The following is an 11,772-nucleotide window of genomic DNA, read 5'->3' as shown; positions in this document are numbered from 1 at the left end:
TATTCCTCCAAATCTATGATTATAGTACTATTATAAGGTTTCATTAGGCATTATTCTATATCAAACGGATTTTAACATGGAGCGGATTTTTGATAAGATTTATTAAAAAGGTAAAAAGAGGTCCTGAACATGAAGATTAGTAAGACGAACGCCATGCGAATTCTCGATTTGAAGAAAATTCCTTATGAACTGATCACCTATGAAAGCAAGGACGGAAAAATTGACGGGGTTTCTGTTGCGGAAAAAATTAATCGGGATCCGAAGATGGTTTTTAAAACCCTTGTTGCCCAAGGATCAAGCAAGAACCTATATGTTTTTATCGTTCCAGTGGAGGAAGAACTGGATTTGAAAAAGGCTGCTAAGGCGGCAGGTGAGAAAAAAATTGAGATGATCCCTGTGAAGGATATTCAGAAATGGACCGGTTATATTCGTGGAGGTTGTTCTCCGATCGGGATGAAAAAGAACTATCCAACCTTTATTGATGAACATGCGGCGGTCATTGAAGCGATTGTGGTAAGCGGTGGAAAAATTGGCATCCAAATGGAGCTGAGGGTGAAGGATTTACAGGAGGCTACATCTGCACTGATTGCTGACTTAACGAAGGGGAATTGATACCCCCGGCTAGGCATACACCTAACTCACATTTCCTGCATATAGATAAAAGGATAGAAAAATCCCAAGAGAACTTAAAAAGGAAGTGGGAATGTGACTGGGAAGATCATCAATTACTATGCAGGTGGAAACACGGCCAGAGGATTTTTCAGCTTGTACGATGAATGTCTAAAGGAACTGGATAGAATCTTTATTTTAAAAGGTGGTCCGGGTACAGGAAAATCAACCTTAATGAAGGAGATTGGCTCAAAGTGGGTCGAAAAAGGCTTCGATATCGAATATTTGCATTGCTCCTCAGATAACAACTCGGTTGATGGGGTGATCATTTCAGATTTAAAGGTTGGAATTGTAGACGGAACGGCACCCCATGTGATTGAACCTAAGATTCCCGGTGCGGTTGAGGAGTATGTCAATCTTGGTGAGGCATGGGATTCAAAAAAGCTAGCTTCGCAGAAACAAAGAATCATTGAGCTAAATGAACAAATCAGTGAAGCCTTTGACAAAGCTTATCAAACCTTTGCAAAAGCTCTCAAGGTCCATGATGAGTGGGAGAAGGTTTACATCCAAAATATGAATTTTGAAAAAGCCAATGACCTGACAAAACACCTAATTCAATCCTTTTTCGGAACGACAAGCTTCAACAAGTCTGCCAAGGTGAAGCATCGCTTCTTGGGCGCGGCCACACCGAAAGGGGCTGTTGACTTTGTTCCGAATCTAACGGAGGACCTGGAAAAGCGTTATTTCATCAAAGGCAGACCGGGTTCGGGAAAATCAACGATGCTGAAGAAGCTTGCTGCCGAAGGGCGGTCACGAGGATTTGATGTAGAAATCTATCATTGTGGGTTCGATCCTCACAGCATCGATATGGTGATATTCCGAGAGCTTGGCATTGCAATCTTTGATAGTACGGCACCCCATGAATACTTTCCTTCCCGTGAGGGTGATGAAATCATTGAGATGTACGGGACGATTATCGATGAGAGAACCGATGAGCGCTTTGCAGATAAAATCGCCCATCTTTCTCAGAACTATAAGGCAAGGATGAAGGAAGCTATTTCTTATTTAGCCCACGCAAAGTCCCTGCGTGATCAGCTTGAAGCAATTTATATCGAGGCAATGGACTTTTCCGTTGTGACGGCCCATAAGGAAAAGATTGAGGCTGAAATAGAGGAACTTTCCATATAATTTTGTGGCTATCCCGAGAGGATAGCCATTTTTACTATTCATATGTTAATATATTAAATAGTCAAAAAAATCTAAAATGTATTGAGGTGTAAGATGGGACAACTCAGCATGTACTGGATATTCACAAGAAAAGCTTTCCTACGTTCAAGTGTGTATCGGTTTGAAGTATGGTCAAGAACGGGCTCAAACCTGATTTTTTTATTAATGTGGGGTTCGATTTGGACAGCCCTTTACGCAGGACGGGAAGAAGCTGGGGGCGTGACCTTTACGGCCATGCTTACCTATATTGTTGCCAGTCAATTCTTGGATGGAGTTAATGAGGCTGGTACTCCGTTATGGGAGATACAGGAGAAGGTGCGCACGGGTGATATTTCACTTGAATTAATGAGACCCTTTGATGTTCCTCTCAGGTATCTGTTTGCCGATTTTGGCAGTGTCGCCTTTTATATGATCACGGCGCTGCTGCCTCTCTATATACTAATCTTTCTCTTTTTGAATTTGGCCCTGCCCACGGATTGGATCACCTGGGTCTATTTTATTCTGGCGGCCTTTCTCGGTTTTTTGATTCGTTATTGTATTGAAATGACATTTGGTTTATTAACCTTTTTTCTTGTGGAAACAGGCGGAATTGAGGATATCTTTTATTTTGCGATGTCGCTATTATCAGGGTCTGTCATTCCGCTCTGGTTCTTCCCTGCGTGGCTCGAGACGATTGCGGTATACCTGCCCTTCCAAAGTATTTTCTTTCTTCCACTTTCCATTTTTATTGGAGAGATTAAGGGAGCCGAAATTCTAACCTCCTTTGGCATTCAGATTTTTTGGTTGGTTGTCTGCTTCCTCGTGTTGAGATTTGTCTGGAACAAAGCATCCCACAAAGTGGTTGTACAGGGGGGATAAATCATGGCCGTTGCTAAATACATCGGATTATATTTTAAGCTTGTATCGGCAGGAATACGGGCTCAGCTCCAATACCGATTCGCCTTTGTTATGAGAATTGTCGGCATGGTGACAGCCTACACAGGAACCGCTGTTACGATGTGGGTCATGCTCTATCAATTTCAGACGCTTGGGGATTGGAACTTTTATGAAATGCTTTTTCTTTTTGCACTATCCATTCTTTCGTGGGGATTTTGCATAATTTTATTTTTCCATTTCATGGCAATGAAATTTGATGTTGCCTCATTTGGTCAGTTTCTCTTTAGTATCATTGCGTTTGTTTGGGTTAGCCTTGAACTGCAGATCGATTGGAGCATTGGGAAAATATTATTTTTACTAGCAGTGATTGTAGGAGGCGTCCTTATTCAAGGAGGGCTTCTCGTTATTATTTCTGCCTTTGCCTTCTGGACAACGAAATCGGAACAATTCTACTGGGTCGCCATGTATCCAGCGCGAAATTTAACCTATTATCCACTGGTGATTTACCCAAAATTTATCCAATGGGTCACGGCCTTTGTGATTCCGTTTGGGTTTGTGAACTATTTTCCAACGACAGTCATTTTGGAAAAAGAAACACCCTTCTTCCCAGACTATATTGGTTATTTTTCACCGGTTGTAGGTGTCATATTCTTTGTCATTTCCTATTTAATTTGGATGCTAGGCTTAAGAAGATATAAAAGTACGGGCTCATAGAAGGAGTACTATCGCGAATTTGATGCAGTACAGTAGCTAGAAGGATGTGAGATAGATGTCGATTATTGAAGTGAACGGGCTGCAAAAGGAATTTCTCATTGCCAAAAGGGAAACAGGGTTCATGGGGGCCTTGAGAAGTCTAGTAAAAAGGGAATTTATCAAAAAAGAAGCGGTGAAGGACATCAGCTTTACGATTGAAAAAGGAGAAATGGTGGGCTATATCGGTCCGAATGGGGCGGGGAAATCGACGACGATTAAAATGCTGACAGGCATTCTTGTTCCATCAGCTGGGAATGTCTTGGTGAACGGAATTGTTCCTTATGAAAATCGGCAGGAGAATGCAAAGAACATTGGCGTCGTTTTTGGACAGCGGACACAGCTGTGGTGGGATTTGCCGACGATTGAATCATTTGAGCTGCTGAAGGCGATTTATCGTGTTCCGGATCAGCGCTATAAAGAAAATATGGACATTTTTAAAGAGATATTAGGGCTGAATGAGTTTTTGAATACGCCTGTACGGCAGCTTTCCCTTGGTCAGCGGATGCGGGCGGATATTGGAGCATCGCTTCTGCATGATCCTCCAATTCTATTTTTGGATGAGCCAACGATTGGCTTGGATGTCGTCGCCAAAGAGAAAATGAGAACCTTTATTCAGGAAATCAATCGGGAACGAAATGTAACGGTGATTTTAACAACCCATGACATGGAGGATATCGAGAAGCTTTGTAAACGGATGGTGCTCATTGACCATGGGCAGAAGGTGTATGACGGAGAGATTCTAGCCGTCAAGGAGAGGTTTGGAAAGATGAGGACGCTTGTCGTTGATTTAGAGGAAGCACAGAAGCCGCTGTATGTCAGTGGTGGAGAGCTATGCAAGCAGGAAGGCAATCGCCACTGGATCAAATTCAACCGTGATGAAATCTCAGCATCAGAGCTGATCACCCAAATCTCACAAACTCATAATATCACCGACCTCACCGTCGAAGAGCCAGACATTGAATCGATCATCAGCCGTATCTACCAGGAAGGCTTCACTGAACCGCAATTCGTATAAATTGCACTTAAGAACGGTACCAGGTACCAGCATTCCCGCTGGTACCTGGTACCGTTCGTGGACTTTTTGTTTGATTTGTCCGCCTCAGGTGGACAGGTACCTGGTACCATGTTACTCTGAGCATTTCTCCTTGATGGTTTGAAGAATCGCTTCCCAGATTTTTTCGTCATCGGTTAGGAAATGACCCGCCTTTGGGATATAGTGGGCTTCACCGTTTGGTACTGTCGGTGCATGCTTTTTCATTTCTACGACTGGCGCCATTTGATCCTCTTCCCCATGCCAAATGTCAACGGGTGCTAGAATATCGCCAAATGAAAATCCCCAAGGCTTTGAAAGCAGTGCGGGTTCATTTGCACATTCATCGACTGAGTATTTAAACGCCTCCCCGAAATGCATCATCAGCGAACGTACTTGCTCATCGGTTTGCAGGAATTGGCGATCCCATTCATGTAGATGCTTATTTCCTTCTTTCGTATGCTGCATAAATTTAACGGGTTGCTCCTCTAGTAGTTTTTTCTGAGCCTTGTAGCTCATCTTTACCAGCCAAGGCGCTTTGCGACTAAGAAAAAAGGCAATTTTATTGGCGCGCATCATCGTTTGGGGCGCCTTCCCATTGACAAATGGTGTGGCGCTTGAAACGAGCGCAACGGAATAAAGTCGATTCGGTATTTTATAGGCGCATGCTGCTGCGTAGGCTCCACCGCCGGATACACCAATGACCGAAAACCTTCCCAATCCTAGGGAATCTGCCACCTCTTCGACATCATCCGGCCAGTCTAACAGCGTTCGGTTTGGTTTCGGAGTGGACTCTCCAAAGCCAGGTCGATCTAATGAGATGAGCCGAACCCCTAGTTTCATAGAAACCTCATCATCCCCTTCATATAAAAGCCTAGACCCCGGCGTCCCGTGGAAAAACATAACCGGTATCCCGTCAGGCTTTCCATATTCGGCTATCCCAATTTTTCGTCCGTCCTTTAAATCAATCGAATAATCTTTCATCCTCTTCCAACTGCCCTTCCTTTTAATTCGTTTGTTCAACGAATCTTTCATTCTTTAATTGCTGCGCTGCTAGCTTTTGATATAATTCATGACTCTGCAATAGCTCCTGATGGGTTCCAACCCCTGTGATTTCACCTTGTTCGAGAACAATGATTTGATCTGCGTCCACGACGGTAGAAAGTCTGTGGGCGATGACTAAGGTGGTCCGCCCCTTCATCAAATGCTGGAGCGCTTTTTGAACGAGCTCCTCGGAAGCACTATCAAGATTGGATGTAGCCTCATCCAAGAGCAAAATTTTCGGGTCCTTCATGAGGGCCCGCGCAATTGCAATTCGCTGTCTTTGCCCTCCAGAAAGCTTAATTCCCCGCTCCCCTACCTCTGTCTCAAAGCCATGAGGCAAGCGCTCAATAAATTCCAAGGCATTCGCTAACCTTGCAGCTTCTATCACTTCATCCTCTGTCACCTCACGATTCACCCCGTACGTGATATTGTCGCGGATCGTTCCAGACATAATCGGACTTTCCTGTGAGACATAACCGATTTGGCTTCTCCATGAGGTTAAGTTGAACTGCTGAATATTCTTGTATCCTAGCAGGATTTCTCCAGCAGAGGCCTGATAAAAACGTTCCAGTAATGCAAATAGGGTTGTTTTCCCACTGCCACTTGGCCCCACAAAGGCGGTTGTCTTTCCCGGAGGAGCTACAAACGATACATTCTTTAAAACAGGTTCATTTTCCTTATAAGCAAAGGATAAATCTTGAAAAATTATCGGTTCTGCTGCATTCTCCACCTCAGATGGTAAAGATGTAGGTTCCTGCTCAGTCGATAAAATCCCTTGGATTCTTTCTGTTGCCCCCATTGCCTTTTGAAAGGCTGTGAAAAAGGTGGCCATTTGGCTAAAAGGAACGACAATTTGAAACATGTAGATGATGATTGCTACAAGCGATCCCGCTGATAAAGCGCCAGAAGCGACCCGGACCCCTCCGTAACCAATGAGCACAACTAACACAAGCATCATAATAAAAGTCATAAATGGAGAAATAACAGCAAGGATTCTGGCTTCCTTCAATCCATACTGAAATAAATGCTGGATTCCCTTATTCCCCTTTTCAGTCTCTGTATTCTCAGCATGATACGCTTTTACGAGGCGGATATCAGCGAGAACCCTTCCTAAATTGGCTGTAAATGTGGCCATTTCATCCTGCGTTGCTTTTGAAATTTTGTACATTTTTTGTCCTAAAGGCATAATGACCAAGATGGCAATCGGAACAGAGGTAATCATAATTAGCGTCATTTTCCAGTCAATGATTAAGAGAATGGTCACAGCTCCAATGATCGAAATGATTCCTGTGAAAAAAGTAATTAAATGCTGAGTAATCAACGTTTTGACCGTCGTCGTATCTTGTGAGACACGACTCATCGTTTCCCCGGACTCATGCTCATCGAAATAAGGAATCGGCAAATGAATAATATGATTCCAAACCCTTTTTCGAATGGAAGCGACAATGTACTCACCGATATAAGTCATCAGATAATAGGAGAACCCAGAGGAAATCGTTTGTGCAATAAATGCCAAAACGAGCAAGAGAATAACCGATAGCTCCAATGCTGATTGGGCAAGCTGGTCCACTAATGACCTTGTGAAAAGCGGGACAACCAACCCAGCCCCTGTTTCTACGATTCCGAGAAAAACCGCTAGAAAAAAGATCAGCTTAGGTGGATTTGCCCCTTTCATTAGGCTCCAAAATTCTTTTACATGATTCATCTTCAGACTATCCTTTTGGGCTTCCATCGTATTTTATCCCCCTCTTTTGCATGTTGATTTCTATCCCTTTTAATACCCATTCCTCTACCTCTTTCGTGAATGGGGATGGAAAAATGAACTCTTCCCCTTCGACATCGATTTCTGCCAAATCCTCTAAAAATGACCAATCGCCTACTAGCTCTGTCATGAGGTCTACTAATTTATTAATTAATGATTGTACCTCTTGACTGTCAGGCTCGGAGCCAAAAAGTTCATTGAGTTCCGTCATGATTCCAACGGATTCCTTTTCAATTTCTCTCTGCCGTTCATCCGATACACTGAATATTTGCTCCACCTTTTGCTCATCCAGGATGCCTTTAAGAAATTGTTTATGCTCCTTTTCCATTTGGATGCCGTTAATAAGGGTCATAAAGATGGAGGCATCCACATTTCCATGGTGTTCAACTACATTTAAAGCATGGTCTAATGCTTTAATAACATCTTCAATTTGCCTTTTTTGTTCAAGCATGATTTGCTTTTGGATCGTCAGGGATTCTTTGATGTCCCATTTGTCCTCCCGTAGAAATTCCTTGATTTGTTCAAGCGAATAGCCAAGGAATTTTAAAGTGACAATTTTCTGTAAAATGATTAAATCCTGTTCGGAATAAAAGCGCCGGCCCTTTTCTGTGACGAATGAGGGCTTTAAGACCCCAATTTCATCGTAATAATGAAGCGTTCTAATCGTAAGCCCAGTTTTTTTTGAAAATTCCCCAATGGAATATTTAACGGACATTTGTACCATCTCCCTAGATTATCTACCTCTATCATAAAACCTAACGTAACGTAAGATGCAAGCATAAAGATATTAGAAAACGGATTAATTGGATTCTTTTAGCAGAAACTCTTAAAATGGGGGTAAGGGAAAATGTTCAAAATCCCTAAGGGGTGAAGTAATTTGAAGAATGTCGATGCTGTAATGGAATTATTTGAAGCTAATCGAAATGAAGAGAACGCCATTCCGATGCAAAACTATATGAGAAATCAGTTTCCTTTCCTTGGAATTAAAACTACAGAAAGAAAGGAACTGATGAAGCAGTTTTTTCAAACAAGTAACATCTTGAAACAACCTTTTCAATCTGATTTCGTCAAGGCACTTTGGAAAAAGGATGAAAGAGAATATCAATATGCCGCATTATTATATATTGAAAAAATAATAAAGAAGCTAGATAAGGAAGATCTTCCTTTATTAGAGGAGCTCATATTAACGAAATCATGGTGGGATACGGTGGACGTCCTGGCCCCAAAGCCGGTTGGATTCATTGCTGCTCACCATCATGAGGTGATTGCTGAAAGAATAGATCGATGGGCAGTCGAGGAAAATATCTGGATCCGAAGATCGGCGATTCTTTTTCAACTAAAATATAAAGACAAGACAAATGAAGATTTATTATATCGATATATTAAAATGAATGCGGATGACAAGGAGTTTTTTATTCAAAAGGCCATTGGATGGGCCTTAAGGGAGTATTCTAAAACAAATCCACATTCTGTGAAACAATTTATTGAAACTCAAGCCTTATCGAATTTAAGCATTCGGGAAGGTAGCAAGTACATATAATGTGAAAGGTGAGGTCAGCCATGATTAAATGCATCGCGATTGATATGGATGGAACATTACTTAATACGGAGCATCAGATTACAGAGGAAAATATTGATGCCATCAAAAAGGCTCAAGCCCAAGGGGTTGAGGTAGTGATTGCGACAGGACGCTCCTATCCGGAGGCTATTTATATCTTAAAGGAGGCTGGGATTACTTGTTCTGTAATTTGTGTCAACGGGGCAGAGGTGAGGTCACCTGATGGGGAGATTACAGACTTCACGCCACTTGATAAACAGGTTGGGAAAAAAGCTTTGGAATTGCTTGAAAACAGCGGAATGTATGTTGAAGTTTTTACGAATAAAGGTGTATTTACCGTTGATATCGAGCAGGGGGTGGAGATTTTTAAAAACTTTATTAGCCAATCACATAAAGAGGAAGACGTTGAAAGAATTGAGGCAATCCTGCAGGAGAGAGTAGATTTTATTCATACTGTAGACAGCTTTGAAATGATTTTTGAAGATCCATCCTTTTATATTTATAAGCTCCTTGCTTTCTCCTTTGAGCGGAATGTTATTACAAAGGCAGAGCATGCTTTAAGCGATCTTCATGGAATCGCGCTTAGCTCTTCTGGACCTGAAAACCTTGAAATAAACGGGGTTGAAGCCCAAAAGGGAATTGCACTCGATGCGTTTACGAAGGAAAAAGGCATCTCGCTTATGGATACGATGGCGATTGGTGATAATTATAATGATTTGTCCATGTTTCAGCGGGTTGGCAGAGCCGTGGCGATGGGAAATGCAGATGAGGAGATAAAGGGTCAATGTCATTTTGTCACTCTTACCAATGAAGAAAGTGGTGTAGCAAAAGCGATTATGGATGCCCTAAAGTAGGAGGTGTTTTCCCTGAAAAAAGGATTACTTGTTTTGCTTTTTCTTTTGACGGCTTGTACAACAGGTAATTCAAACGAAGAGATACAGCAGGTGGAAAGCCAGGAAACGATTGTGACGAAAGACAGCATAGAGGTTTTGGCAGAGAATCTCCAAGTTCCATGGTCGATGAATAAACGAGGAGATACTTTTTACATAAGTGAACGAACTGGTCATATTATGAAGGTTGTGGGGGACGAACAGTCAAGGCAAAAGGTGGTGCTAAAAAAACCACTAGCTACGGCGGCGGAGGCAGGCTTATTAGGATTTGTGCTTGCCCCTGATTTTTCAAACACTGGAAAAGCCTTCGCCTATTACACGTATCAGGATGATTTCGGACAATACAACCGCATCGTCACTTTGAAGCTGGAGAATGATGTCTGGGAGGAAGAGGAGCTTTTGCTAGACAAAATTCCGAGTGGCCAGTACCATCATGGCGGGCGCTTGAAGATCGGTCCAGATGGGAAATTGTATGCCACCACGGGAGATGCAGCGACAGACCCGGTAATTGCACAGGATGTTAAATCATTAGGCGGGAAAATTTTGCGAATGGAGCTGGATGGGTCGATTCCTGCTGATAACCCGTTTGCTAATTCCCACGTCTATAGCTTCGGGCACCGCAATCCCCAAGGGCTTGCATGGACGGAGGAAGGTCTGCTCTATGAAAGTGAGCATGGCCCGTCTGCCCATGATGAAATTAATTTGCTCAAAAAGGGTGGAAACTACGGTTGGCCAACAATCATTGGTGACGAAAAGCGAGCAGGAGTTGAATCTCCCCTTTTCCAGTCTGGTGCGGACATGACATGGGCTCCGTCAGGCATGGCATACCATAACGGGAAGCTATATGTCGCCACATTAAGAGGGAATGCGGTGAGGGAATTTGATCTTGAAACGGGTAAAACAAAAGAGGTGATCAGTGGGCTAGGTCGGATTCGCGATGTACTGATTGAGGACGGGATCCTTTATTTTGTATCGAATAACACAGATGGGCGAGGAACGCCGGATAAGAACGATGACAAGCTATATCGGGTGGAGCTTGGGGGCTTGTAAAGATGACACAAATGCGTTTCACAAATACCTAATTCCCAGCCCAAGAAAAAAGTAGCTCCCAAGCTGTTGAGAGCTACATGATCTCAATATCCAATGAATTGATTTGGGACACGAGGAGATCCTCGTATTTTTTTTGCGCAAGATAAAGAATTTCCTGTTGGTTGACATCAGGATTTTCCTTTTTCACTTGGCTAATTAAATCATTTTGCACCTTTTGGGAGAGAATAATCAGTTTATATTGTTTTTTCTCTTTATCCCAGAATTTCTTTTCGCCATAGTCTTGAATCATATCCTTAGCAACCTTTTGTTCTTCATACTGTTTCCGGACATTATCAATTTCTGACTTCACTTCTGCGCTCGTCGCCTTATAACCCTTTTCCTCACCTAGTAAAGCCATCGACCGCAGCCGGATGATTTGAGTTAGGAGTTGGTTTTGATCCTGCACAAGCTTTTCTTGATTGTCCCAATAAGCTAATTTTTCATCTAGTTCCTTGCCCTTATACTCCTTTTTCGCATTTTCACGGTTGATGGCAATATGGAGGCCATTGATAAAGCGGTAGAATTCAATGTCCTCCTTTGTAATCCACTCTCCGTTTATCATGGCGACCCCATCTGCTTCCTTTACGTCATATTTGATGACCTTCTCGATCGTTTTTCCATTCTGGTTGATGTTAAAGACAATTTCCCATTTCCCAGCCATGGAAAGCTGAACCTCTGTCGAATAGATCCCCTTTCCCTCCTCGGTAAAGGTTACTTTCTCTTTTCCATGGTCCATTTCCACCATCGAAAAGGTCGCATCAATCTTCAAATCCTCAACTGGGCCATCATCATCTGTTACCTTAATGGCAAAGGTTGAGGGCTTGTTTTGTTTAAAATAAAGATCCTTATCGACCTTTAAGGTCAAATTATCTGATCCACAAGCTACAAGGAGTAAAAGGAGACTACCAATCCCAAATATCCACCATTTCTTCAT

The 11,772-nt window shown here is 42.6% G+C and carries 12 protein-coding genes; 8 read left to right on the top strand and 4 right to left on the bottom strand.

The window, feature by feature from the left end; translation table 11 throughout:
• Positions 1 to 129: 129 nt before the first annotated feature.
• The 5 genes from ybaK (at position 130) to J2S07_RS03430 (ending at position 4,480) form a co-directional block, all read left to right on the top strand.
• Positions 130 to 612 (top strand): Cys-tRNA(Pro) deacylase, encoded by a 483-nt coding sequence (gene ybaK, locus J2S07_RS03450; RefSeq protein WP_307149001.1) that lies wholly within the window; start codon positions 130 to 132, stop codon positions 610 to 612.
• 93 nt (positions 613 to 705) lie between these two features.
• Positions 706 to 1,797: a PRK06851 family protein gene (locus tag J2S07_RS03445; RefSeq protein WP_307149000.1), complete on the top strand. Its 1,092-nt coding sequence runs from the start codon at positions 706 to 708 to the stop codon at positions 1,795 to 1,797.
• A gap of 108 nt (positions 1,798 to 1,905) precedes the next feature.
• Positions 1,906 to 2,694 (top strand): ABC transporter permease, encoded by a 789-nt coding sequence (locus tag J2S07_RS03440; RefSeq protein WP_307148999.1) that lies wholly within the window; start codon positions 1,906 to 1,908, stop codon positions 2,692 to 2,694.
• A 3-nt stretch (positions 2,695 to 2,697) separates the two neighbouring features.
• A complete protein-coding gene (locus J2S07_RS03435) occupies positions 2,698 to 3,426 on the top strand; it encodes an ABC transporter permease (protein WP_307148998.1) in 729 nt (242 codons plus the stop codon).
• A gap of 55 nt (positions 3,427 to 3,481) precedes the next feature.
• On the top strand, positions 3,482 to 4,480 hold the full coding sequence (locus J2S07_RS03430; RefSeq protein ID WP_307148997.1) for an ABC transporter ATP-binding protein: 999 nt from the start codon (positions 3,482 to 3,484) through the stop codon (positions 4,478 to 4,480).
• Between the two features lie 111 nt (positions 4,481 to 4,591).
• On the opposite strand, the gene J2S07_RS03425 is transcribed toward J2S07_RS03430, so the two are convergent.
• From J2S07_RS03425 to J2S07_RS03415, 3 genes are read right to left on the bottom strand one after another with little or no spacing between them, the layout of a single operon-like run.
• The gene (locus J2S07_RS03425; protein ID WP_307148996.1) at positions 4,592 to 5,479 is read right to left on the bottom strand and encodes an alpha/beta fold hydrolase; all 888 of its coding nucleotides are present in this window, start codon (positions 5,477 to 5,479) and stop codon (positions 4,592 to 4,594) included.
• A 22-nt stretch (positions 5,480 to 5,501) separates the two neighbouring features.
• Entirely contained in the window at positions 5,502 to 7,271 is a 1,770-nt protein-coding gene (locus J2S07_RS03420) for an ABC transporter ATP-binding protein (RefSeq protein ID WP_307148995.1), read from the bottom strand.
• Positions 7,252 to 8,016, bottom strand: coding sequence for a MerR family transcriptional regulator (locus J2S07_RS03415; RefSeq protein WP_307148994.1), 765 nt, complete (start codon positions 8,014 to 8,016; stop codon positions 7,252 to 7,254). The genes J2S07_RS03420 and J2S07_RS03415 overlap by 20 nt, the downstream gene beginning before the upstream one ends.
• A gap of 183 nt (positions 8,017 to 8,199) precedes the next feature.
• On the opposite strand from J2S07_RS03415, the gene J2S07_RS03410 reads away from it, so the two are divergent.
• From J2S07_RS03410 to J2S07_RS03400, 3 genes are read left to right on the top strand one after another with little or no spacing between them, the layout of a single operon-like run.
• On the top strand, positions 8,200 to 8,841 hold the full coding sequence (locus J2S07_RS03410) for a DNA alkylation repair protein (RefSeq protein ID WP_307149048.1): 642 nt from the start codon (positions 8,200 to 8,202) through the stop codon (positions 8,839 to 8,841).
• Between the two features lie 20 nt (positions 8,842 to 8,861).
• Positions 8,862 to 9,713 (top strand): Cof-type HAD-IIB family hydrolase, encoded by an 852-nt coding sequence (locus tag J2S07_RS03405; RefSeq protein WP_307148993.1) that lies wholly within the window; start codon positions 8,862 to 8,864, stop codon positions 9,711 to 9,713.
• A gap of 12 nt (positions 9,714 to 9,725) precedes the next feature.
• On the top strand, positions 9,726 to 10,799 hold the full coding sequence (locus J2S07_RS03400) for a PQQ-dependent sugar dehydrogenase (RefSeq protein ID WP_307149047.1): 1,074 nt from the start codon (positions 9,726 to 9,728) through the stop codon (positions 10,797 to 10,799).
• A gap of 73 nt (positions 10,800 to 10,872) precedes the next feature.
• Here J2S07_RS03400 and J2S07_RS03395 read toward each other — a convergent pair whose 3' ends face one another.
• Positions 10,873 to 11,772 carry a FixH family protein gene (locus J2S07_RS03395; RefSeq protein WP_307148992.1) on the bottom strand — a complete coding sequence of 300 codons (900 nt, stop codon included), beginning with the start codon at positions 11,770 to 11,772 and terminating at the stop codon, positions 10,873 to 10,875.

Source organism: Anoxybacillus andreesenii, assembly GCF_030813005.1.
Classification (GTDB): domain Bacteria; phylum Bacillota; class Bacilli; order Bacillales; family Cytobacillaceae; genus Robertmurraya; species Robertmurraya andreesenii.
Note: the sequence above shows the minus strand (reverse complement) of the source record. Positions and strands in the feature narration are given on the sequence as shown.

What these genes read in the sequence shown, in the direction of transcription:
- ybaK (WP_307149001.1), top strand. Translation starts at nt 130, where the DNA reads ATGAAGATTAGTAAGACGAACGCCATGCGAATTCTCGATTTGAAGAAA.
- J2S07_RS03440 (WP_307148999.1), top strand. Translation starts at nt 1,906, where the DNA reads ATGTACTGGATATTCACAAGAAAAGCTTTCCTACGTTCAAGTGTGTAT.
- J2S07_RS03435 (WP_307148998.1), top strand. Translation starts at nt 2,698, where the DNA reads ATGGCCGTTGCTAAATACATCGGATTATATTTTAAGCTTGTATCGGCA.
- J2S07_RS03430 (WP_307148997.1), top strand. Translation starts at nt 3,482, where the DNA reads ATGTCGATTATTGAAGTGAACGGGCTGCAAAAGGAATTTCTCATTGCC.
- J2S07_RS03425 (WP_307148996.1), bottom strand. Translation starts at nt 5,479, where the DNA reads ATGAAAGATTATTCGATTGATTTAAAGGACGGACGAAAAATTGGGATA.
- J2S07_RS03420 (WP_307148995.1), bottom strand. Translation starts at nt 7,271, where the DNA reads ATGGAAGCCCAAAAGGATAGTCTGAAGATGAATCATGTAAAAGAATTT.
- J2S07_RS03415 (WP_307148994.1), bottom strand. Translation starts at nt 8,016, where the DNA reads ATGTCCGTTAAATATTCCATTGGGGAATTTTCAAAAAAAACTGGGCTT.
- J2S07_RS03410 (WP_307149048.1), top strand. Translation starts at nt 8,200, where the DNA reads ATGGAATTATTTGAAGCTAATCGAAATGAAGAGAACGCCATTCCGATG.
- J2S07_RS03405 (WP_307148993.1), top strand. Translation starts at nt 8,862, where the DNA reads ATGATTAAATGCATCGCGATTGATATGGATGGAACATTACTTAATACG.
- J2S07_RS03395 (WP_307148992.1), bottom strand. Translation starts at nt 11,772, where the DNA reads ATGAAGAAATGGTGGATATTTGGGATTGGTAGTCTCCTTTTACTCCTT.